This window comes from Methylobacterium sp. Leaf399 (assembly GCF_001424525.1).
GTDB lineage: Bacteria > Pseudomonadota > Alphaproteobacteria > Rhizobiales > Beijerinckiaceae > Methylobacterium.
Genome location: NZ_LMQK01000003.1, coordinates 35,977 through 57,875 on the forward strand (window position 1 = coordinate 35,977; position 21,899 = coordinate 57,875).

Annotated in this window: 24 protein-coding genes; 2 read left to right on the forward strand and 22 right to left on the reverse strand. The window is 73.5% G+C overall.

Annotated features, from left to right (window positions below; translation table 11 throughout):
• Positions 1 to 11: 11 nt before the first annotated feature.
• The 5 genes from ASG40_RS05225 to ASG40_RS05245 all read right to left on the reverse strand — a co-directional run bounded on the left by ASG40_RS05225 (position 12) and on the right by ASG40_RS05245 (position 4,610).
• On the reverse strand, positions 12 to 1,904 hold the full coding sequence (locus ASG40_RS05225; protein WP_156387568.1) for a CHASE2 domain-containing protein: 1,893 nt from the start codon (positions 1,902 to 1,904) through the stop codon (positions 12 to 14).
• A gap of 55 nt (positions 1,905 to 1,959) precedes the next feature.
• Positions 1,960 to 2,451, reverse strand: coding sequence for a FecR domain-containing protein (locus ASG40_RS05230; RefSeq protein ID WP_156387569.1), 492 nt, complete (start codon positions 2,449 to 2,451; stop codon positions 1,960 to 1,962).
• A gap of 112 nt (positions 2,452 to 2,563) precedes the next feature.
• The gene (locus ASG40_RS05235) at positions 2,564 to 3,247 is read right to left on the reverse strand and encodes a Crp/Fnr family transcriptional regulator (protein WP_055881903.1); all 684 of its coding nucleotides are present in this window, start codon (positions 3,245 to 3,247) and stop codon (positions 2,564 to 2,566) included.
• A gap of 119 nt (positions 3,248 to 3,366) precedes the next feature.
• Positions 3,367 to 3,600: a hypothetical protein gene (locus ASG40_RS05240; RefSeq protein ID WP_055881906.1), complete on the reverse strand. Its 234-nt coding sequence runs from the start codon at positions 3,598 to 3,600 to the stop codon at positions 3,367 to 3,369.
• A 263-nt stretch (positions 3,601 to 3,863) separates the two neighbouring features.
• The gene (locus tag ASG40_RS05245) at positions 3,864 to 4,610 is read right to left on the reverse strand and encodes a glucose 1-dehydrogenase (protein ID WP_055881910.1); all 747 of its coding nucleotides are present in this window, start codon (positions 4,608 to 4,610) and stop codon (positions 3,864 to 3,866) included.
• Between the two features lie 108 nt (positions 4,611 to 4,718).
• Here ASG40_RS05245 and ASG40_RS05250 point away from each other — a divergent pair, with 108 nt between their 5' ends.
• A complete protein-coding gene (locus ASG40_RS05250) occupies positions 4,719 to 5,072 on the forward strand; it encodes an ArsR/SmtB family transcription factor (protein ID WP_055881913.1) in 354 nt (117 codons plus the stop codon).
• Between the two features lie 18 nt (positions 5,073 to 5,090).
• Here the strand turns inward: ASG40_RS05250 and ASG40_RS05255 are convergent, their stop codons facing one another.
• The 13 genes from ASG40_RS05255 to ASG40_RS05315 form a co-directional block, all read right to left on the reverse strand.
• A complete protein-coding gene (locus ASG40_RS05255; RefSeq protein ID WP_055881916.1) occupies positions 5,091 to 6,680 on the reverse strand; it encodes an ATP-binding protein in 1,590 nt (529 codons plus the stop codon).
• Positions 6,681 to 7,320: 640 nt separating this feature from the next.
• Positions 7,321 to 7,596: a hypothetical protein gene (locus tag ASG40_RS05260; RefSeq protein WP_055881918.1), complete on the reverse strand. Its 276-nt coding sequence runs from the start codon at positions 7,594 to 7,596 to the stop codon at positions 7,321 to 7,323.
• Positions 7,597 to 7,616: 20 nt separating this feature from the next.
• A complete protein-coding gene (locus ASG40_RS05265) occupies positions 7,617 to 7,823 on the reverse strand; it encodes a hypothetical protein (RefSeq protein WP_055881921.1) in 207 nt (68 codons plus the stop codon).
• Positions 7,824 to 7,865: 42 nt separating this feature from the next.
• Positions 7,866 to 8,690, reverse strand: a complete 825-nt coding sequence (locus tag ASG40_RS05270; protein WP_055881924.1) for an FTR1 family iron permease — start codon at positions 8,688 to 8,690, stop codon at positions 7,866 to 7,868.
• A 31-nt stretch (positions 8,691 to 8,721) separates the two neighbouring features.
• Positions 8,722 to 10,143: a 4Fe-4S binding protein gene (locus tag ASG40_RS05275; protein ID WP_244480534.1), complete on the reverse strand. Its 1,422-nt coding sequence runs from the start codon at positions 10,141 to 10,143 to the stop codon at positions 8,722 to 8,724.
• 151 nt (positions 10,144 to 10,294) lie between these two features.
• On the reverse strand, positions 10,295 to 10,627 hold the full coding sequence (locus ASG40_RS05280) for a cupredoxin domain-containing protein (RefSeq protein ID WP_055881927.1): 333 nt from the start codon (positions 10,625 to 10,627) through the stop codon (positions 10,295 to 10,297).
• On the reverse strand, positions 10,624 to 11,184 hold the full coding sequence (locus ASG40_RS05285) for an iron transporter (protein WP_055881932.1): 561 nt from the start codon (positions 11,182 to 11,184) through the stop codon (positions 10,624 to 10,626). The genes ASG40_RS05280 and ASG40_RS05285 overlap by 4 nt, the downstream gene beginning before the upstream one ends.
• Positions 11,185 to 11,475: 291 nt before the next feature.
• On the reverse strand, positions 11,476 to 12,462 hold the full coding sequence (locus tag ASG40_RS05290) for a P1 family peptidase (RefSeq protein ID WP_055882089.1): 987 nt from the start codon (positions 12,460 to 12,462) through the stop codon (positions 11,476 to 11,478).
• 51 nt (positions 12,463 to 12,513) lie between these two features.
• Positions 12,514 to 12,798: a hypothetical protein gene (locus ASG40_RS05295; protein ID WP_055881936.1), complete on the reverse strand. Its 285-nt coding sequence runs from the start codon at positions 12,796 to 12,798 to the stop codon at positions 12,514 to 12,516.
• 87 nt (positions 12,799 to 12,885) lie between these two features.
• Entirely contained in the window at positions 12,886 to 13,695 is an 810-nt protein-coding gene (locus tag ASG40_RS05300) for an amino acid ABC transporter ATP-binding protein (RefSeq protein ID WP_082523914.1), read from the reverse strand.
• Positions 13,692 to 14,828: an amino acid ABC transporter permease gene (locus ASG40_RS05305; protein WP_055881939.1), complete on the reverse strand. Its 1,137-nt coding sequence runs from the start codon at positions 14,826 to 14,828 to the stop codon at positions 13,692 to 13,694. The genes ASG40_RS05300 and ASG40_RS05305 overlap by 4 nt, the downstream gene beginning before the upstream one ends.
• Complete coding sequence (locus ASG40_RS05310) at positions 14,825 to 15,952, reverse strand: amino acid ABC transporter permease (RefSeq protein ID WP_055881942.1); 1,128 nt, start codon at positions 15,950 to 15,952, stop codon at positions 14,825 to 14,827. The genes ASG40_RS05305 and ASG40_RS05310 overlap by 4 nt, the downstream gene beginning before the upstream one ends.
• Before the next feature lie 3 nt (positions 15,953 to 15,955).
• Entirely contained in the window at positions 15,956 to 16,981 is a 1,026-nt protein-coding gene (locus ASG40_RS05315; protein WP_055881946.1) for an amino acid ABC transporter substrate-binding protein, read from the reverse strand.
• A 270-nt stretch (positions 16,982 to 17,251) separates the two neighbouring features.
• On the opposite strand from ASG40_RS05315, the gene metC reads away from it, so the two are divergent.
• Positions 17,252 to 18,439, forward strand: a complete 1,188-nt coding sequence (gene metC, locus ASG40_RS05320) for a cystathionine beta-lyase (RefSeq protein ID WP_055881951.1) — start codon at positions 17,252 to 17,254, stop codon at positions 18,437 to 18,439.
• A 34-nt stretch (positions 18,440 to 18,473) separates the two neighbouring features.
• Here the strand turns inward: metC and ASG40_RS05325 are convergent, their stop codons facing one another.
• From ASG40_RS05325 to ASG40_RS05340, 4 genes are read right to left on the reverse strand one after another with little or no spacing between them, the layout of a single operon-like run.
• On the reverse strand, positions 18,474 to 19,070 hold the full coding sequence (locus ASG40_RS05325; RefSeq protein WP_055881953.1) for a pyridoxamine 5'-phosphate oxidase family protein: 597 nt from the start codon (positions 19,068 to 19,070) through the stop codon (positions 18,474 to 18,476).
• Entirely contained in the window at positions 19,067 to 19,402 is a 336-nt protein-coding gene (locus tag ASG40_RS05330) for a lipid-A-disaccharide synthase N-terminal domain-containing protein (RefSeq protein ID WP_055881956.1), read from the reverse strand. The genes ASG40_RS05325 and ASG40_RS05330 overlap by 4 nt, the downstream gene beginning before the upstream one ends.
• A gap of 4 nt (positions 19,403 to 19,406) precedes the next feature.
• A complete protein-coding gene (locus ASG40_RS05335) occupies positions 19,407 to 20,159 on the reverse strand; it encodes a glycosyltransferase (RefSeq protein WP_244480535.1) in 753 nt (250 codons plus the stop codon).
• Entirely contained in the window at positions 20,156 to 21,892 is a 1,737-nt protein-coding gene (locus ASG40_RS05340; RefSeq protein WP_055881960.1) for an ArnT family glycosyltransferase, read from the reverse strand. The genes ASG40_RS05335 and ASG40_RS05340 overlap by 4 nt, the downstream gene beginning before the upstream one ends.
• Positions 21,893 to 21,899 lie beyond the last annotated feature (7 nt).

Genomic DNA, 21,899 nt, shown 5'->3' on the forward strand with positions numbered 1-21,899 from the left:
ACCGGCGGGCCTCACACGGGCGCGCCCAGGCAGTGCACCGTGATCGGCCGGGCCCGCCCGCGCACCGCACGGGCGGTGAGCACGGGCGGCTCGGGCAGGGAGGAGGGCCGGTGGAGGGCGGCGATGAGGTCGCCGGTGAGCACGATCGGGGCACCCTCGGCCTTGGCGATGTCGAGGAGCCGGCTCGTGACGTTGACGGTGTCGCCGGTGGCGGTGATGTGCTGGTTGCGCGTGCCCCCCAAGCGCGAGACCACCACCGGACCGGAGTGGACACCGATGCGGACGCCCCCCTGCCCCGGCCCGATCTCGCGGTCGAGCCAGGCCGCCAAGCGGGCGGCCAGATCCCGGGCGGTGGCGAGCGCCCGGTCGGGGTCGTCCGGCCGCGCCTCGGGCAGGCCGAACAGGATCATGGCGCCGTCGCCCATGAAGCTCGTCACCGAGCCGTCGCGCAGGGTGGCGGCATCCTCGACGATGTCGTGCATGTCCTTGAGGAGCGCGCGGGTCGAGGCCGGCCCCAGGCGCTCGGACAGGCCGGTGAAGCCCGAGAGGTCGACGAACAGCACCGCGGCCGCCTGCTCCACCGGCACGACGAGGAAGTCCGGCTCCCGCGCCAGCCGGGCGGCGACCGCCGGGGGATGGAAGCGCAGGAGCGCGTCACGGTCGCGGGTCAGCCGGACGGCCTGGCGCCGGTCGAGCCAGAGCCGGGCGCCGAGGTAGGCGAGCACCGGCACCGCGACGGCGGCGAGCGGCAGCGCCAGGCTCAGCCAGATGCCGTAGGCGAACAGCCCCGTCACGGCTCCCGCCGTCAGGGCGACGAGGAGGCACGCGAGGCCGAGGCCGAGGGCGACGCGCCGGAAGGCGACGAGCAGGATCGCCAGGGCCGGCAGCAGCAGGGCGATACCCGCGTCGATGCGCCGGACGGTGGCGGTGCGCACCAGCGCATCGCCGGCGGTGAGATGCGCCAGGGCGGTGGCCAGGATCTCGACCCCCGGCAGCACCCGGTCGAAGGGGGTCGGCAGCACGTCGCCGCTCCCCGGGCTGGTCGCCCCCACGAGGACGAGGCGGCCCTGCAGGCCGGCGCCGCCCGCCCGCCCCTGGACCACGTCGGCGGCGCTCACGGTGCGCACGGTCCCCTGCGGCCCGTAGAAGCGCAGGGCGAGGCTCGCCCCGACGTCGAGGGGAACGGTGAGCCCGCCGAGGGTGACGGCGTCCGGCCCGAAATCCGGGTCGCGCCCGGCGGCCAGCGCCGCCAGCCGCAGCGGCAGCGACGGCTGCAGTTCGCCCTCCGCCACCACCAGCAGGGGGACGTGGCGGGCGATGCCGCCGTGGTCGGTGGCGACGTTGACGAGGCCGAGGCCGGCCGCCTGCGAAAACCTGTCGGCGGGCCGCAGCAGGCGCTCGGCGACGGGCAGGTTCGCGAGCGCACCGGCTCTGGCGCGGGCCTCGTCGCCGAGGCGCGGGAACAGGGCGGCCATGGCGATCACCGCCCGGGTCTCGGAGAAGGCGGCGGCGAGATCGGCGTCGTCCCGTTCGGTGCCGGCGGCCACGAACAGGACGTCGACCCCGATCGCCCTCGCACCGGCCGAGGACAGCGCCCGCAGCAGCCGGGCGACATAGGCCCGCGGCAGGGGATAGGCGCCGGCGGCCGCGATGGTGGCATCGTCGATGGCGACGACGACGACGTCGGCCGGGGCCGGCCGCGGCCCGGCGACGAGGAAGCGCAGGTCGGCCAGCGGCGCCTCGATCCGGTCGAGGAGGCTCGCCTGCCCGCGCAGGTGCGGCAGCACCAGGGCGAGGCTCCAGGCGAGGCCGAGGCCGAGGCCGAGCGCCGCCAGCAGCAGCAGCCCCCCGCCCCGCTCCGCCCCCCGCATCAGAACGAGGTCCGGGTCGGGTTTCCCCCGCAAGCACGTCCGTCCGCGACAGCCCGGTGGATCGACGCACTCATGCCCGTGGGAGCCCTCACCGGCCGAACCGGGCCAGCAGATGCAAGGCGCGCTCGCGCGGCCATTGCCGGACCGTCAACCCGCCGGTCGATTCGACATCGACCCCGTCGCCGGGGCCGAGGGTGACGGTTGGCCCCTGCGGCCGGGAGACGGCGACGCGGCCGGCGCGCACGAACACCGCGGTGGCCCGGCCCGTGACGTCCACCGCCCAGGTGGTGCCGCGCACCGAGGCGATGGCGTGGGGGGTGAGGACCTGGAAGCCGTTGCGGCGCCCCGGCGGGACCTCGATCAGGATCCCCCGCCCCCGCAGCTCGGCGCCGACGGGGCGCCCATCGCGCTCGATCAGACGATAGTCGGCCTGCTTCTCGGCGGTGACGGTGAGCCCGTCGGCGCAGGCGAGCACCTCGCGCGGCGGATCGGTGAAGGCGGTGGTGCGGCAGCCTTCAGCCGAAGCCCCTCCCACGCCGGCCAGCAGCAGGGCTGCGGCCAGGATGGGCACGGCTCTCATCGATCGATCGACCGTCATGGTTCTCCGTCTCCGGCGCCGGCCGCCGAACGCGACAGCGGTCCCGGGCCGACCGTGGCCCGGATGCCGACGAGGCGCTGAGCGCATCCGCACGTCACGATCCGTCCGAGGGTCCCGCCAGGCGGGCGAGCGCATCCGCGTCGCGGATCAGGATGCGCCCGCGGCCGAGCGCGATCAATCCGTCCCGCTTCCACACCTGGAGCTGGCGGTTGACGCTCTCGCGGGTGGCGCCGACGAATCCGGCCAGGTCCTCCTGCGACACCGCGATCTCGGTGCCGAAATCCTCGGCCAGACCGATCAGGCGACGCACCAGGCGCCGGTCCAGGGGGAGGAAGGCGGCCTCCTCGGCCTGCTCGCTCATCCAGCGGATGCGCGCGCACAGGAGCTCGATGACCTGGATCGCCAGTTCGGGGCGCCGGGTGAGGAGGGCGAGGAGATCACCGCGGCGCACGACGAACAGGTCTGCCGCCTCGCTCACCACGGCGGTGGCGGTGCGCGGCCGGCCGTCGAGGAGGGCGACCTCGCCGAAGACGTCGCCGGCGCCGAGCACGTTGAGGGTGCGGCGCTGGCCGTCCCCGGTCGCCGCCACGATCCGCACCTGGCCCCGCCGGATGGCGTAAAGGGCGTCGCCGGGGTCGCCCTTCAGGAACAGGGTGCGGCCGGCCTCGAAGCCGCGGGTGAGGCAGAGGCCGGCGATGGCCGCCACCGCCTCGGGCCCGAGGCTGGCGAAGAACGGATTGACGGACAGCAGGCGAGCGAGATCGCCCGGTTCCCTCATCGCGGCCCCCTCCCCTCGCGGAGTGGCGAGAAGAGCATGGCCGTGGCAAAGGCGCCAGCGGACTCGAGGCTATCGCGGCGGCCCTCGCGTACGGACGCGGGACGTTTAGCCTGAGCGGATCAGCGGATGCGGCCGGGACGGGCCGGCTCGAACACGATCCGGCGGTGGAAGGCGCACCAGCTCTTGCCGTCGGGCACGGGCGCGCCGCAGCATACGGCCTGGTCGTTGGGCTCGCCGATGATGAACTTGCAGACGAACGCGCCCGATTGCGCGAAGGGCACGCGCAGGTCGGCGGACGGTTCGGCGATGGCATCGGCCTCGCCGATCTGGGATAGGCGGACGAGTTGGTTCATCGATATCAAGACTCGTGGAGGCCAGGGCTCGCGCGGGGGCAAGCAGGGCCCGGCCTGTGGATAACGGCGTCGCGTCCCCACGGATCGCCCCGACGGCGGGGAGCCGTCGTCGGGGCGATCCGAAGAGATCCCAAGCCCGGACCGATTCGGCCCGGGACACGGCAACGTCATGCGTTTGTTGTATCTGGGGTTCTTGACTCGGCAAACAAGTGCCCGTGCGCCGGTGTGCTGCAGCGCACAGACCCGTCGCGGGTCGTCGGCCCTCAGCGAATGCCGCCGCTGGCGGTGATCTCCTCGCCGGTGAGCCAGCGGGCCTCGTCGGAGGCGAGGAAAGCCACGACGCTGGCGATGTCGTCGGGCTGGCCGGAGCGGCCGAGCGGCGTTTGCGCGACGAGACCCGCTTCCATCTCCGAGCCGACGATGCCCGCCGCATGGGTGCCCTCGGTGACCACGAAGCCGGGGCTGACCACGTTGACCCTGATCCTGCGCGGCGCCAGTTCGTTGGCGAGCACGCCCGAGATCGCGTTCACGGCGCCCTTGGTCCCGGAGTAGACCGAGGCGGCCGGCGTATTCACGTGGGTGATGGCCGAGGAGATGTTGACGATGCTGCCGCCCTCTCCGAGGTGCCTTGCGGCCGCCCGGGTCGCCAGCAGGACGCCGAGCACGTTGACGTCGAAGAGCCGCCGGTAGTGCGCCTCGGTCACCTCCTCGATCGCCGAGAATTCGTAGACCCCGGAATTGTTGACCAGCACGTCGAGGCGGCCGAACGCCTCGACCGCCGCCTCGATCAGCGCTTGCGCCTGCGCCGCCTTCGAGACGTCCGCCTGGACCGCGACGGCCCGGCCTCCCGCCGCGGTGATGGCGGCCACCACGGCCTCCGCCCCCGCCTTGCTCGAGGCGTAGTTGACCACCACCGCCGCGCCGTCCTTCGCCAACGCCCTGGCGATGGCCGCGCCGATCCCCTTCGATGCGCCGGTCACCACGGCGACCTTACCGTCGAGCTTCGACATCCGTGCTATCCTTCGACCCTGGGCCGGCACCGGGATGGTCGCCGCTAGTCCCATAGTTCAGGACTTCGGAACTGACGACGCGCAGATCAAGCCCCCATTTGGACGATCATGAGGCCGCTGTTTCATCCCCCGATCGAGGACGTTCCGCCCAACGCGATCCTGCACGCGCTGTCCGATCCGAACCGGGCTGCGATCTTCGCCAGCATCATGGGGGCGGGCTGCGTCGAGGCGTGTTCGGCGCTCGCCGCGGTGGGGGACCGGGTGATTCCGAAGTCGTCGCTGTCCACCCACTTCAAGGTGCTGCGCGAGGCCGGCCTGATCCGCTGCGAGCGTCACGGCGTCGAGATGCGCAACCACTCGCGCCACGCCGAGGTCGAGGCCCGCTATCCGGGCCTCCTGTCCGCGATCGTCAGGGCCTACGCGTCGAGCGGCTGCGAGGGCGCGACGAGCGCCGGCTCCTGAGGCGGTGGCGGGCGGGCCCTATTCCGCCGCGAACAGGCCGAAGCCCTCCGGCGGCACCGCCTTGCCTTCACGGGCCAAACCCTTGACCTCGCTCGGCGGCGCCTTGGGGTCACCGGGCGATGCCTTGGGATCGCCCGGCGCGGTCTCGCAGCCGAGCCCCGGCAGGGCGACGACGCGGTTGCCGCGATAATCCATGCGGCAGACGATGGTGCCGCGGGTCTCGATGTAGCTGAGCAGGCGCCGGGCCCGGCCGGGCGAACGGCTGCCGATCGCCCGGGCCAGGGCCTCGTCGCCCGGGCAGGGCTCGGCGGCCAGGGCCGCGCGGGCGAGCAGAAGGAACAGGCCCTGGACCTCGTCGGGCAGGGCTGCGGCCACGCTCCGCGCCTCTTCCCAGCGGGCATCGGCCTGGGGATCGACCCCGGCGGCCTCCTCGTCGACGCCGGCCCGGGCGACGCCCAGGCGCCGGCGGAAGGCCGAGAGGGAGATCGCCTCGCCGTCGAGGCCCCGCATCCGGCAGCGTACCAGGAAGTCCTGGTAGACCACCGCCACCGGCTGGCCGGCGGCATCGCGGTCGTCGGCGATGCCGCGCAGGACCGCCTCGATCCCCTCGCGGATCTCGGCCTCCGACAGGGTCGGCGCCGCCTCGACGGGCTCCGGCCGGTGGCGGCCGAGTTCGCGCATCAGCTCGGCCGGCGTGGTGCGCGGCGTCGGCGCCGCCCGCGGGGCAGGCGTCCAGGCGGCGGGCTCGTCGTCGGCGCGGGTCAGGATCAGGGCGCGCAGATCGGCGGTGGCGGCCTGCGGCAGCGGGATCAGGGTCGGCGAGCCGGCCCGGCTTCCGGTGAAGACCGGGCCGATGCGCAGCGCCAGGGGACGCCGGCTGAGGGCGGGCCCGAGGGCCACGAATTCGCCGCGCGCCAAGTCGCGGAAACGCTCGGCGCCGCGCCGGTCGAGGCCGAGCAGGTCGGCGGCGCGTGCCATGTCGATGTCGAGGAAGGTGCGGCCCATCAGGAAGTTGGTGGCCTCGGCGGCCACGTTCTTGGCGAGCTTGGCCAGGCGCTGCGTCGCGATCACCCCGGCGAGCCCGCGCTTGCGGCCGCGGCACATCAGGTTGGTCATCGCCCCCAGCGAGGCCTTGCGCGCCTCGTCCGAGACCTCGCCGGCGGCGGCCGGCGCGAACACCTGGGCCTCGTCGACCACCACGAGGACGGGATACCAATGGGCGCGCTCGGCCTCGAACAGGCCGCCGAGGAAGGCGGCCGCGGCCCGCATCTGCGCCTCGGCGTCGAGGCTCTCCAGATCGAGCACCACCGAGACCCGGTGCGCGCGCACCCGCGCGGCGATGGCCTGGAGATCGGACTCGCCATGGGCGCCGTCGACCACGACGTGGCCGTGCGCGGCGGCCAGGGTGACGAAATCGCCTTCCGGGTCGATCACCACCTGCTGCACCGCGCCGGCACTCTGTTCGAGCAGGCGGCGCAGGAGGTGCGACTTGCCCGAGCCGGAATTGCCCTGGACGAGGAGGCGGGTCGCGAGCAACTCCTCGAGGTCCATGAGGGCGGGCTCCGCGCCCGCGCCGAGGCTGACGCCCATCTCGATGCCGACCGTCATCACCGCTCCGGTTGCCCGCCAAGTCCGGTTGCCCGTCAAGACGGGGACACGGGGGATCGCCGCGATCCCTCGCCCGCGCAGTCTAGCACGCGGGCCGCGTCGGCGGACGGGCGGCGCGGCCGGGCATCCACAGGGCTTCGGCCGCACGGGAGAAGGGTGGAGAACCCGGACCTGACAAGTATCCTAGGACTTTTAGTCCAGGAAATAAATGCTAATGCAAGTTCGCTGACGATCGAGGCGCGGGTCCCCTCCCCCTTGCGGGGTTGGCCCGGCGACCCTGTGTCGAGGCAGGCGGAACCACTCCACTCCCCTGCCACCTCCTCGCAAGACGAAGGGAAAGCGTCCCGCTCGAACGCTTCGAAGCGAGCCGCAGGCTACCGTCCGCGAGGTCGTGGCCGGAGAGGTCGCACCACCCTCCCCTGTCGCGCGGGGACATCGGCGTGCCGCCGCCGGTCTTTGGGCGGCCGGGTCGTCGTGGAAGGGCTCGTCGAGGCAGCGGGCGCACGGATCCCAACGAGGGAAAGACCGTCATCCGCGCCGGCATGGGCGCTGCGGCGCCCGAGCCACCCGTGCGGGTCCTACCGGCACGGCGCCGGGGGGAGGCGCCCCCCCCCCCCGCTCGATAAGCGCGGGCGTCGGTTCAGGCGTCCCGACCGTCGGTGGCCAGTTGTGCGAGGCCGGCGTCGACCTCGGCGCCCAGCATCCTGCGCTCGGCCGGGGTGAGGTCGGCGGCCCAGCCGCGCTGGCCGAAACCCTCGGCGCATTTGGCGCGCTCGGCGTCGAGATAGGCGAGGGTCGCCTCCGGCGCGGTGCGCATGGCATGGGCGAAGCCGAACCAGGCCGCGCGCTCCACCACCGCCAGGCGCGCCCGCAGGCGGATCATCACCGCCCGATCCGGGCTGACCTCGTCGTCCATCTGGCAGCCTTCCCTTGCGATCAGCGGCGCTGTTCGCAGCGCGTCTTGACGTAGCGGCCGGCATCGCCGGAATGGCCGGCGCTGGCGGCGAGGATGGGCCCCTGCAGCAGGCATTCCTGCAGGGAGTGGGCCGGGCCGGTGATCACGTCGAGGGCGGTCTCGCGCGTGCAGTCGGGCTGCGGCAGGTTGGCGGCACAGATCAGGGCGACGACGATGATCGTATTCATTTCATCTGAACTAGATCGCGCGCGCGCGCCAGCAAGGGGGCCTCAGGCGGTCCGCAGGGCCCGGGGACGACCGGTCGCACTCCACTGCATCAGGGCGAGCATCACCAGGACCGTGGCGAGGTAGGTGGCGCCCTGGAGCGCGGTGGGGCGGTCGGTGTAGCCGACGAGCGCATGCAGGACGCGGCCGGGCCAGGACGCCTCGGGCAGGATGGCGGCGGTGTTCCACAGGGTCTGGCCGAGCACGGTGACGAGGCCGGCGTTGGCGAGGAACTGCGCCGCCTGGGCGGCCAGGCCCGCGGCCAGCAGCACGATCAGCGCCGAGGTGACGGAGAAGACGTAGCGGGTGGGGATCGCGGCGAGCCCGAAGTAGCTCACGGCCGAGACCGCCGCGCCCGCCGCGACCCCGGCCAGCGCCCCGATCTGGAGGTCGGCGCCGGAAGCGCCCGAGGCCACCAGCCCGTAGAGGAACAGGACGAGCTCGGCCCCCTCGCGCAGGATCGCGGCGCCGACCACCACGGCCAGCGCCGCCGCCCGGCGCTCGCCCGCCCGCACCGCATCGCCGGCCGCGCGCAGGTCGCCGGCGAGCTCGCGCCCGTGCCGGCTCATCCAGGTGTTGTGCCAGACCAGCATCAGCACCGCGACGACGAGGACGCCGGCGTTGAGGATGTCCTGGCCGGTGCCGTCGAAGGCGTCGGAGACCGATTCGGCGAACAGCGCCAGCAGGGCCGCGCCGACGAGACCCGCCGCGACCCCCAGCGCGATCCAGCGCCGGCTGCCGGGCATGCCGCGGGTGGCGGCCATGACGATGCCGACGATAAGGCCGGCCTCGATGACCTCGCGGAAGGCGATGACGAAGGCGCCGATCATGGCGGATCTCCTGTGGAGGGAGGGAAGGCGGTCACCAGATCCAGAACATCAGGACCCAGCCGGCGCTCGACAGGGCGATGGCCGCCCCGATGGCGGCGGTGGCGGACAGACGCCGCAGGCCGCGGCCGGAGAGGCCGGCGACGGCGTAGGCGAGGCGCAGGGTCCAGAGGCAGGCCCCGGCCAGCAGCAGCGCCCGGATCTCGGGCACGAACGGGACGTCGATGCGCTCGCCGCGCAGGAACCCGACGGTGAGGGCGGAGAGCCCCAGGAACAGGCCGCAGCCGGCCACCGGGATCAGGGTCTGGACGAGGTGGTGGAAGCGGGGCCAGGACCACGCGCCGAGCGCCCGGGTCGCCAGCGCCACCAGGGCGGCGAGGGCGAGCCCGAGGCCGAGTGCCGCGGCGGCGACGTAGGCGATCAGCATCGTCCCGTCGAGGAGACTGAGCACGTCGTTGTGCTCGGGGTAGTTGGTGAGCACCCACCACGGCAGGGTCGTCTCGAGGGGCCAGGCGGTGCCGCGCTCGATCAGCCAGGTGGCCAGGGCCTGCTTGGCCGACACGAACCACGGGCTCGAGGACCATTGGAAGGCGCCCACCGCCAGCCCCATCATCCCGAACAGGATCAGGGCGCTCTGGCCGGCATCCGGCTCGGTGCCGGCGACATGGACGATCTCGTGGTTGGGCGAGCGCCGGGCGAGGCGCACGGCGCCGCGGTAGCCGCTGCAGCGCCCGCACATGTGGCAGGCGCCCGCCCCGCGCATGGTCCTGACGGGGACCAGGGGCGCGCAGTTGAACGCCTCCGACCGGGCCGGGCGGGGCGAGGCGGCCCAGGTGCGGCCGTCCACCTGGAAGCTCACCGGGGCGAGCTTGGCCAGCACCGCGAAGACGCCGTTGACGGGGCAGAGGTAGCGGCACCAGACCCGCTTGTTGCGGCCGTAGACGAGGCCCACCGCCATCGCCGCGAGGGTCGAGCCGCCGAGCACCACGAGGACGGGCTTGGGGTAGCCGTAGACGCTGACCATCTGGCCGTAGACCGTGGTGCCCGCGAAGGCCACGAACGGCCAGCCGCCCCAGCTGAGCCAGCGCGGCACCGCCCGCCCGAGGCTCCAGCGACTGGCGGCCTCGGTGAGGGTGCCCTCCGGGCACAGCAGGCCGCACCAGGCCCGGCCCACCACCGCCATGCTCACCAGCACGAACGGCCACCAGATGCCCCAGAACGCGAATTGCGCCGCCAGCGTCAGGTCGGTCCAAATCTGGGCGCTGCGCCCGGGCAGCGGCAGGAAGGCCGGCACCGCCACGAGGACGAGGTAGACCGCCACCACCGCCCATTGCAGCGCCCGCACCGTGCGCAGGTGGCGCCCGAGCCAGTCGCCGAGCCGCGCCAGGCCGGCGTCGATCCGGCCGAGGCCGGGCCGGGGCAGGCCGGGTGGGTGCGCGATGGGCTGGGGGGTCACGGGAGGGTGCCTTCGGTGACGGGGAGGATCGAGGATGGGAGTGTCGGGTCCGCCGGGCCCGAAGAGGGTCGCCCGACCGTCCCCTCCCCCTGCCCCTGCCCTCCTCGCCGAGGGAGAGGGGATGCCGATCGGCGTGAGCGACGGGCGGAGGTCATTTCGCGACCAGGGTCGCCTTGGCCTCCGGGTGGAAGTCGTCGAACACCGCGTAGGAGCCGGGATCGACGGTGCGGAACACGATCGACGAGGTGGAGCCGGCCGCGATCGCCTTTTCGCGGCGCAACTCCGCGCTCTCGAACTCCACCGGGGTCTGGCCGGTGTTGGCGATCTCGAGCTTGAAGCGGGTGTTGGCCGGGACCTCGATGACGCTGGGGACGATGACCCCGTCGCGCATCTCGACCCGGATCACCGGCAGGTCATCGGCCCGGGCCGGGGATGCGGCGAGACCGGCGGCGAGCAGGGCCCCGGCGGCCCACCGGGCGGTCAATACGCCCCCTTCTTGCCGGTGCCGGCGAAGGTGAAGTCCTGGACGAGGTCGAACGGCTTGAACCACTCCCCGACGCCGGTCTCCTTGTCGACGTGGCGGCCGAAATGCGCGTGCGGGCCGGGGGGCGCCACGGTCACGGTCAGGCGGTAGCGGCCGGGGCCGGCGAGCTTGACGTTGTCGCCGTAGTGCGGGCCGTCGTTGGCCACCATCGGCATCAGCGTGCCGCTCACCCTGGTCTCGGTGGGCTTGTCGCCGTCGAGCTTCACCAGCGCGAAGGTGACCGACAGCGAGGGCATCCAGTCGCCCTCGGCGAAACCGTTCCTGTTGTCCTTGGCGGCGCGGATGTCGGCCTCGAGGTGGATGTCGGAATCGGCGGCCGCGCGCATCATGCCGGGCGGGTCCATCTCGATCGGCTGCAGGTAGACCGCGCCGACGTCGATGCCCTGCTGGACCACGTGCGGGCCGATCGGCACCTCCTTGGCGTGGGAAGCGCCCACCGCCGCCAGGCTCGCGAAAACCGCCCCGACCAGGGCCCTGCGACCGCCACGTCCCAGCATCACTCGACACTCCGCGAGGCCGATCCGCCCCGGCCGTGCCCGCAACGCCGGATGGCGGCGGGGACCGGGCGCAGGCATAAACCAATACGGGCCGCGTTCAACATTTATCGTCATCATGGGATTAACTGGCACTGCGTCGTCGTGCCACCCATTTCGACGGTGCCTGACCTGAGAATTATAACAATTCCAGACTGGCGCATCTGGCGATATCGATGCGAGCCGCCGGCGTTGCTTGGCGGCGGCGTGGCTTGGCGGCGGAAAGCGAGGGGGCCCGCCCACGGGGGCCGGGCCTCAGCCCCCGTGGCGATCGCGCCAGGCGGGGGGACCGGCGGCCAGGGCCGTGGCCTCGAAGACCCCGATGGCCACCGACCGGGCCAGCACGCGGGCCGCCGCGTCGCCGAGGCGGGCGAGGTCGCCGACGGGATCGGCCAGCGGCACCCGGCCGGTGGCGACGGCGAAGACCACGTCGCCGTCGAGCGGCGTGTGGACCGGGTGGATCGCCCGGGCGAGGCCGTCCTGCGCCATCACCGCGAGGCGGCGGGCCTGCGCCTTGGTGAGGATCGCGTCGGTGGCGACCACCGCAAGGGTGGTGTTGGCGCCGGGCAACTCCTTGCTCGGCCAGGCGAAGGCGTCGGCCGGCATCGTCGGGGGGAACCCGCGCCCGCCGAACTCCGCGCCCACCTCGAAGGGGGACGCCCAGAACCACGGCCCCTCCCCCACCGTCACCCGGCCGAAGGCGTTGACCGCGGCGAGCGCCCCGACATGGGCCGGCGTGCCGGCCACGGGCGCGCTGGCCGAGCCGAGGCCGCCCTTGAGGCCGGCGGTGGTGGCGCCCATCCCGGCTCCCACCGAGCCGAGGGCGAAGGCGGGGGCCGCCGCACGGGCGGCGGCGTAGCCGAGGTCGCGGTATGGCGAAAAGCGGCCCCACGCCTTGTCGCCGCCGTTGAGGAGGTCGAACAGGACCGCGGCGGGCACGATCGGGACGCGGGCGGCCCCCACCGAAAAGCCGCGCCCGGTCTCGGCGAGGCGGGCGACGACGCCGGCCGCCGCATCGAGCCCGAAGGCCGAGCCCCCCGACAGGACGAGGGCGTCGATGGCCGCCACCGTGCGCTCGGGATCGAGGAGGTCGGTCTCGCGGGTGCCGGGGCCGCCGCCGCGCACGTCGACGCCCGCCGTCACGGGGGCGTCGAACAGGATCGCGGTGGTGCCGCTGGCCAGGCGCCGGTCTTGGGCGTGGCCGACGCGGATGCCGGCGATGTCGGTGATGAGGCTGCGCATCGGCAGGTCGGCCTCCGTGCGGCCGATCATGGCACGCCGGCGGGGTCCGGGTCAGCGCCGGGCGGGGCCGGAGATCGGATCGCCGCGCAGGAGGGCGTTGAGCCGCTCGGTGTCGAAGCCGTCCGTGGCCTTGGGCAGCGGCGCCACCTTCATGGAGGCGACCGGCGCGGAGCCGGGGATCGCCCCCGTGGTGCTGGGGCCGAGCTGGGTCGAGCGGGCCATGACGGGAATCGGGGCGACGGGCGGATGCGCCAGCCGGTCGGCGCACACGAAGCCGATCGCCACGAGATTGATGCCGAAGACACTGCAGACGGCAAGGGACCGGAAGATACGCACCGCTGGCACTTCTCGAAGAACGCGAGGACCATCAACGGGTAGCGCAAGGGCGTTAACGAACCGGACCAGCCGGACGCCGGCTCCGCATCACACCGGCGCCAACCCCAGGACGGCACGGGACCGGGGGTGGCGGGGTCCTGCGAAGAACGCGTCCGTCGGCGCCACCTCGACGACCTGGCCCTGGTCCATGACCACGATGCGGTCGGCGACGCGGCGGGCGAACCCCATCTCGTGGGTGACGCAGACCATGGTCATCCCGGACCGCGCCAGGTCCACCATGGCCTCGAGCACCTCCTCCACCATCTCCGGGTCGAGGGCCGAGGTCGGCTCGTCGAACAGCATCACCGCCGGCTCCATGCACAGGGCGCGGGCGATGGCCACGCGCTGGCGCTGGCCGCCGGAGAGGTCGGCGGGGCGGGCGTCCGCCTTCTCGGGGATGCGCAGGCGGGCGAGGTGGTGGCGCGCCAGCGCCTCGGCCTCGGCGCGGGCCAGACGCCGGACGTGGACCGGGCCCAGGGTGCAGTTCTCGAGGACGGTGAGGTGGGGGAACAGCTCGAAACTCTGGAACACCATGCCGACGCGGGCGCGCACCGCCTCCAGGGCCGCCGGGCCGTCGAGGCGGATGCCCGTCACGGCGATGCTGCCCGACAGGTGGGGCTGGAGCCCGTTGATGCAGCGGATCAGGGTCGACTTGCCCGACCCGGAGGAGCCGCACACCACCACCCGCTCGCCCCGGGCCACGGTGAGGTCGACGTCGCGCAGGACATGGGTGTCGCCGTACCAGGCGTTGACGCCCGACAGGACGACGGCCGGCTCACTCTTGCCCATCTCACTCTTGCCCGGCTCGCTTTTGCCCGGCTCGCTTTTGCCCGGCTCGCTTTTGGCCGACGGGTTCATCGGGCCCGGTCCCCGGCGGCCAGCCGCCGCTCGATGAAGCCGGCGTAGCGCGCCATCAGGAAGCAGAAGGCGAAGTAGAACAGCCCGGCGAAGACGTAGGCCGTGAGCGGCACCATCGGCGCCGACCAGCGCGGATCGGCGCGCGCCGATTCCAGCACCCGGATGAAGTCGGCGATGCCGACGATGGAGACCAGCGTCGTGTCCTTGAACAGGCCGATCAGCGTGTTGACGATGCCGGGCACCACCACCTTGAGGGCCTGGGGCAGCACGACGTGGCGCAGGGTCTGCACCCGGGTCAGCCCGAGGGCGGCGGCCGCCTGCGACTGGCCGTCGGGAATCGCCTGGAGGCCGCCGCGCACCACCTCGGCCATGTAGGCCGAGGCGAACAGCGCGATGCCCACGAGCGGCCGCACCAGCCGGTCGACGGTGAGGTCGCCGGGCAGGAACAGGGGCAGCATCACGTTGGCCATGAACAGCACGGTGATGAGCGGCACCCCGCGCCAGAACTCGATGAAGCCGATGCAGGCGTAGCGCAGCACCGGCAGGCGCGAGCGCCGCCCGAGCGCCAGCAGGATGCCGAGCGGCAGCGCGGCGACGATGCCGGTGAGCGCCACCACGAAGGTCACCAGCATGCCGCCCCACAGCCCGGTCGGCACCGACCCGAGGCCGAGCCGGGGCGCGCCCGCGAGCAGGACGAAGCCGACCACGGGCAGCACGGCGAAGACCAGGACCGCGCCGAGACCGCGCCGGGGCGCATCGAGCCACAGCATCCAGCCCGCGCCCAGGGCGGCGAGGGCGAACACGAGGTTCACCCGCCAGCGCTCCCCCACCGGATAGGAGCCGTAGACGAGGTAGCCGATCTTGTCGGCGACGAAGGCCCAGCAGGCCCCCACCGGCCGGCCCGCCACCTCCGGGCGGCAGGCCTCGCCGGAGGTCCCGGTCCAGACCGCGTCGACCACGAGGAAGCGCAGCACCGGTGGCAGCAGCAAGGCGAGCAGCGCCAGGATCACCAGGGTGGTGAGCGCGTTGCCCCATCCCGAGAGCAGGTTTTCGCGCAGCCATCCGAAGGCGCCCCCGGGCCTCGGCGGGCGCGGCCTCGGCGGGACCGGGGTGCTGCGCACGAACCGGGTCATCGGCGCCCCGCCGGCGCGACGCGGGCGTTGTAGGCGTTCATGGCCAGCGCCGTGGACAGGCTGACGAGGAGGTAGACCGCCATGGTGATCGCCACCGCCTCGATGGCCTGGTTGGTCTGGTTGAGCACGGTGCCCATGACCACGTGGACGAGGTCGGGATAGCCGATCAGCACCGCCAGCGACGAGTTCTTGGTGAGCGTCAGGTACTGGCTGGTGAGCGGGGGCACGATCACCCGCATCGCCTGGGGCACCGTGACGAGGCGCAGGGTCTGGCTGCGCGACAGGCCGATGGCCCTGGCGGCATCCGTCTGCCCCACCGGCACGCTCATGAGCCCGGCGCGCACGATCTCGGCGATGAAGGCGGCGGTGTAGGTGGAGAGCCCGATCAGCAGGGCGGCGAACTCCGGCAGCACGGCGAGGCCGCCCTCGACGTCGTAAGGCCCGCGGACCGGCCAGGAGACGGCGAACGGCGTGCCGGCGAGCCACAGCCCCGCCAGGGTCAGGACGGGAGCCCCGAGGATCAGGGCGAGCCGGAGCGGCCACCGCCGCGCGACGACGGCCGCGGTGAGGCCGAGAACGCCGGCGACGAGGATCGCCCAGCCGCGCCCGCCCAGGTCGGGCTGCGGCAGGTAGAGCCCGCGCTGGCTGAGGCTGGCGATCCCCCACAGGGAGGCCGGCTCCTGCGGATCGGGCAGCGCGAGGCGCACCGCCACGTACCAGACCAGAAGCTGCAGCAGCAGCGGCAGATTGCGCACGAGGTCGATGTAGCCGGCCGCCAGCCACCGGGCCAGGAGGTTGGGCCCGAGCCGGGCGATGCCGAGGGCGAACCCCAGTGCCGTGGCGAGCACGATGGCGAGGCCCGAGACCAGGAGCGTGTTGAGGAGCCCGACGAGGATCGCCTCGCCGTAGGTGGCCGTGGCGGCGGCATAGGGGATCAGCCGCTGGCTGATGTCGAACCCGGCGTTGCGCCAAAGGAACCCGAACCCGCCGACGATGCCCTGGCGCGCGAGTTTGTCGGAAGCGTTGGCGGCGGCGAGATAGGCGATCCCCGCCAGCGCGACGACGACGGCCGCCTGGATGGCCAGCGCACGCCGGCGAACGGGAGAGCGGGTGGGGTCAGGCATGGTTCACCGGATCGGCGGCCCGTAGTGCAGGCCCCCTTGCGTCCACAGCGCGTTGAGCCCGCGCGGCACCTTGAGCGGCGAGCCCTCGCCGACGTTGCGCGAAAACACCTCGCCGTAGTTGCCGACGTGGCGGACGATGCGCTCGGCCCAATCCACGGTGAGGCCGAGCCGTTCGCCGTAGCGGCCCTCCAGCCCGAGGATGCGGCGGGCGTCGGGTCCCGGCGCGGACTTGCGCATCGCCTCGAGGTTGGCCTGGCCGATGCCCGCTTCCTCGGCGTCGAGCATGGCGTAGTGGGTCCAGGCGACGATGTCGCGCCACTGGTCGTCGCCCTGGCGCACGGCCGGCGCGAAGGGCTCCTTCGAGATGGTCTCGTCGAGGATGACGTGCTCCTCCGGGTCCGCGGTGCGCAGGCGCTCGCCGTAGAGGGAGGACTTGTCGGTGGAATAGGCGTCGCAGCGGCCGGATTCGTAGGCGCCCAGGGTCTGCTCGGAATTGGCGAAGGTGACGACCCGGTAGGTGAGCCCGCGGGTGCGGAACCAGTCGGCGAGGTTGAGCTCGGTGGTGGTGCCCTGCTGCAGGCAGACGGTGGCCCGGTCGAGGTCCTTCACCGCGCCGATCCCGCGGGCCTTGCGCACCAGGAACCCCTGCCCGTCGAAGAAGGTGATGGCGGGGAAGTTCATGGCGCTGGTGTCGCGCGACAGGGTCCAGGTGGTGTTGCGCGCCAGCACGTCGACCTCCCCCGATTGCACGGCGGTGAAGCGGGCGGCCGAGGACAGGGGCACGAACCGCACCGCCTTGGGGTCGTCGAAGATCGCCGCGGCCACCGCCCGGCAGAAATCGACGTCGAGGCCGCGCCACTCGCCGGCGCTGTCGGGTAGGCTGAACCCGGCGACCCCGGGGCTGACGCCGCAGACGAGGTGCCCGCGGGCCTTGACCTGCGCCAGCGTGCCGTCCGCCAGGGCGGGGGTGACGATCACGGCCGCCGACGCCACCGCTCCCGCGAGAGCCTTCTTCCCGAGAGCCCTCATCCCGAGGCGCCGCAGCGCCGCGGAGGCCGCTCGGGAGGCCGCCGGAGGCCGAGAAACACCATCGAGCCCTCCTTCGGGGCCCCGGCGCGGCGCCGCGGCACGCGGTCGTCGAGGGGTTGGATCGGCCAAGGGCGATGTCCGCGGTCTCGTGATGACGACGGGGCCATTGCGAAGGATCGCGCCCTCGGGTCAACCCCCGCGGGTTGACGCCGCAGCCGCGCACGGGCTGTGATCGCACCGCAATACCCCCCTCGCCCTGCCTCGGTGACGATGTCGAACACCCCTCCCCGCGATCCCGGCCGCTTTGGCCGCAGCACCCGCCTGATCCATGCGGGCCGCGACCCCTCGGCCCAGCACGGCTTCGTCAACACCCCGATCTATCGCGGCTCGACGGTGCTGTTCCCCACCTACGACGACCTGATGCACCGGCGCGGACGCTACGACTACGGCACCAGCGGCTCGCCGACGATGGATTCCCTCAAGGACGCCTGGAGCGAACTCACCGGCGCCGCCGGCACTGTCCTGACGCCCTCGGGGCTCGCCGCGCTCACCGTGGCGCTGATGAGCGTGGTGAGCGCGGGCGACCACCTGCTGGTGACCGATTCCGCCTACCGCCCGACCCGCCTGTTCTGCGAGGGCGTGCTCAAGCGGTTCGGGGTCGAGACGACCTATTACGACCCGCTGGTGGGTGCCGGGATCGGCGAGCTGATGCGCGAGACCACCAAGGCGGTGCTGGTGGAGGCGCCGGGTTCGCAGAGCTTCGAGATGCAGGACGTGCCGGGCATCGCGGCGGTCGCCCATGCCCGCGGGGCGGCGGTGATCATGGACAACACCTGGGCGACGCCGCTGTTCTTCCCGCCCCACGAACGCGGGGTCGACATCGCCGTGGAGGCGGGCACCAAGTACCTCAGCGGCGGCTCGGACCTGCTGCTGGGCCTCACCTCGGCCAACGCCGCGCACTGGCCGGCCCTGCACCGCACCTTCGAGCATTTCGCCATGTGCGCCGGGGCGGAGGACGTGTTTCTGGCGCTGCGCGGCCTGCGCACCATGGAACTGCGCCTGCGCGAGCACGAGCGCCAGGGGCTCGCCATGGCGCGCTGGCTGCAGGCCCGGCCGGAGGTGCTGCGCGTCCTCCACCCGGCCCTGCCCGACGACCCCGGCCACGCGATCTGGAAACGCGACTTCTCCGGTTCCTCGGGCCTGTTCGGGGTGATCCTCGAGCCCGTCCCCACCGCGGCGCTGGCCGCCCTGCTCGACGGGCTCGAATTGTTCGGGATGGGGTTCTCCTGGGGCGGCTTCGAGAGCCTCGTCATCCCCTTCGACTGCAAGACCTACCGCACCGCCACCCGCTGGGAGCCGGGCGGCCCGGGCCTGCGCTTCCATATCGGGCTGGAGAACCTCGAGGATCTTCAGGCGGATCTGGATGCCGGGTTTGCGCGATTGCGCGCGGCGATGTGAACGAGAGATCTCCTTCGTACAGTGGCGCCGGGCCTCACGGCACCAGCCACCGCCCGTCCCAGCCCGCCCCATCGCGAAAAAACCCGGCCCGGCGGTGGCCGCGCCGGTCGAGGTAGAGGAACTCCAGGGCCTCAGCCCGGACCTGCACGGCGCAGAAGTTGGCGCGGCCGAGGGCCACCGCCTCCTCCGCCTCGGGCAGCGTGTAGGCGTCGCCCGCGGCGATTCTCGCACCCGGGGCCGGAACGGTGCCGTAGCAGACCCGGCTCATCGCCATCGAGCCGGCCCAGGCGGCATCGGCGAGCGCGTCGTCGGTGTGTAGGCGGGCCTGACCGGACACCCGGATCTGGATCTTGGTGTCCCTGTCGTAGGCGTGCAGCGCGGCCAAGCCGGTGGCTGCGATCTCGTCGGCCTTGCGCGAGCGCCGGTCGCAATGGAAGCGCAGGGTGCCGGTTTCCCGGTCGGCGGCGCGCAGCACCACGGTGCGCACCTGCGGCCGGCGCTCGGCGTCCACCGTCGCCAGCGCCGGGGTGTGGAAGCCGCTGCCGGCCTTGCGGGCGCCCTCCCCCAGGAGCCGCCACAGCTCGGCGAGGCTGGCGTCGAGGTCGTCGTGGAAGGCTGGCAGCGGCGTCACGGGGCCTTCGGCGCTCCGCCCCGGCGCTCGCGCACGATCAGCGCGACGTTGCGCAGGTAGATCAGGGTCGAGAGGCCCTGGCCGAAGATGATCACCGGCTCGCGGCGCACGAAGCCGTAGACCAGGGTCATCAGCCCGCCGGCGATGGAGAGGAACCAGAACGACATCGGGATCACGCTGCGGCCGGCCCGCTCGCTGGCGATCCACTGCAGGACGAAGCGCGAGCCGAACACCAGCTGCGCGGCGAGCCCGAACACCAGCCACAGGTCGAAGCGGGTGACGAAGACGTCGTAGACGTAGCCGCCCAGGTCCTCGGAGAGCTGCATCAGCATGGGGTCATCCCTCCGCAACCGCGGGTGCGGGGCGCCGGCGCCGGATCAGCCACCAGACCCCGGCGAGATCGAGGAGCCCGACCCAGAGCCGGTCGAACAGGCCGTAGTTCGAGCGCCCGGTGAAGCGCGGCCGGTCGACCACGTCGCGGTGGACGACACGGTAGCCCTCGCGGGCGACCAGCGCCGGCATGAAGCGGTGGAGCGCATCGAAATACGGCAGCGCCCCGTAGACCTCGCGGCGGAACACCTTGAGGCCGCAGCCGGTGTCGCGGGTGTCGTCCTTGAGGATGCGCCCGCGCACGCCGTTGGCGATGCGCGACTGCAGCGTCTTGAGGCGCCCGTCCTTGCGCCCGACGCGCTGGCCCTGCGCCAGGCCGACCCCGGCGCCGCCCGCCTCCAGGGCCGCGAACAGGGCGGGGATGAAGGCGGGGTCGTTCTGGCCGTCGCCGTCGAGGGTGGCGACGACGGGGCTGCGCACCACCGCGATGCCGCTGCGCACCGCCGCCGACTGGCCGGCGCTGCGGGCGTGGCGGAGCACCCGCAGCCAGGGCCGGCCGGCCCGGGCGGCGGCCAGCGCGGCGGCGGTGCCGTCGGTGGAGCCGTCGTCGACGTAGATCACCTCGAACGGGGCCAGGGGGGCGCAGGCCGCGCCGATCTCCGCCACCAGGGCGGCGATGTTGCCGGCCTCGTTGCGGACCGGCACCACCACCGAGAGGCGCAAGGACCCGGATTCGGGCAGGGCGGGCAGCACGCTCACGGCGTCACCGCATAGGCGGAGAGGTCGACCCGGCGGCCGGTGTTGAGGTTGAAGCCCGAGACCTGCCCGACCACGGAGACCTGACCGCCCGCCAGGTCCCTCGCCCGCGTCGCCTCGAGGTCGCCGGCGTGGCGGCCGTCGACGAAGACGAGGCGGCAGCCGCCGGCGGAAAGGAAGTCGCGCGCCTCGGCGCCGGTGTTGAGCATGGTCAGGTCCGTGCCGATGAGGAAGACGAGGCTCGGCTCGCGGTAGCCGAGGCTGGCGACGGCGGGCCGGCAGGGCAGGCGATCGCGGATGGCGGCGAGCCGGGGGGAGACCTGGAGCGCGGCCAGCGACGGCTGGGTCAGCCCGAGCACGCCCGGCACGAGCAGGACGGAGGCGAGGACGCCGAGCATCATCGCGCGCTCCCGGTGCGCCCGCACCAGCGCCCCGGCGCAGGCGACCGCGACGAGGCTGGCGGCGGCGAGCGGCGCGAGGCCGGCCCAGGGGACCACCCGGTCGAAGTGCCAGGCGACTCCGACGAGGCCGGCGCCGAGCCCCACCGGGATCAGCACCACGAGGGCGGCGGCGGCGGCGTGGCGGATCCGGCCCGGCAGCGTGCCGGCCCGCCAGGGGTCGAGGGCGGCCCCCGGCACCAGGGCCATCACCGCGAGGAGCGCCACCGCCGGCATCACCGGCAGGAGGTAGTGCGGGAGCTTGGTCGGTACCGCCTCGAACAGGAGCCAGGCCGGGACGATCCAGGCGAGCAGGAAGGCGGCGGCATCGGTGCGGCGGTTGGCGAGGGCGAGGGGCAGGCCCAGCGCCGCGAAGGCGGCTCCCGGCCAGAAGGTGGCGAAGAACACCAGGAGGTAGGTGCCGGGGGGCGCGCCGTGCTTCTCGGCGGCCCCGCCGACCTTGGCGAGCATGTCCTGCCCCACCGACGCGCTGAGGAAGGCGCCGCCGCTCTTCCAGACGATGGCGACGAACCACGGCGCCACCACGACGAGGGTGAGGGCGAGGCCGAAGGCGGGCCGCAGCGCGCGCAGCCAAGCGCCGGAGCGGTGGAGGAGGCAGAGCGCCACGGCGGGCAGGCCGACGAAGAGCGGCACCATCGGCCCCTTGACCAGGATGCCCACGGCGACAGCGGCCCAGAACAGCAGCACCGTGGCCCGGTCGAGGTCGCGCCGGCCGCGCCAGATCCAGGCGCGGGCGAGCCCGCCCATGGCGGCGGTGCAGCAGGCGGCGAGCAGGGCGTCGGTCTTGGCCAGGTGCGCCTCGGCGCAGAGCATCAGGCAGGTGGCGAACAGGGCGGAGGCCAGCACCGCCCCGCGCCGGGCGAGGAACACCAGGGCGGCCCAGTAGCTCAGCAGCGCCGCGGCCAGGGCGCCGAGGAGCGAGGGGATGCGGTAGAGGGCGATGGTGGTGCGGGCCTCGGGCACGCCCAGCGCCTCCCCGGCCGCCACCGCGGCGGCCTGCGCCCAGTGGATACCCACCGGCTTCTTGTGGCGGGCCTCGGCCTGGAAGCGGATGTCGACGAGATCGCCGGTCTCCAGCATCTGCTTGGTCGCCTGCGCGAAGCGCGGCTCGTCGCGGTCCATCGGCTGCAGCGAGACCAGGCCGGGCAGGAAGCAGGCGAGGCAGAGGGCGAGGATCAGCGCGCAGGCGTTGGCGTGGCTGCGGGCACCGAAGGCGAGGACGGTCTCGGCGAACCGGAAACGGTCGCCTCGGGTCCGGTCTGCCGCGGGACTGTTCATGGCGGGC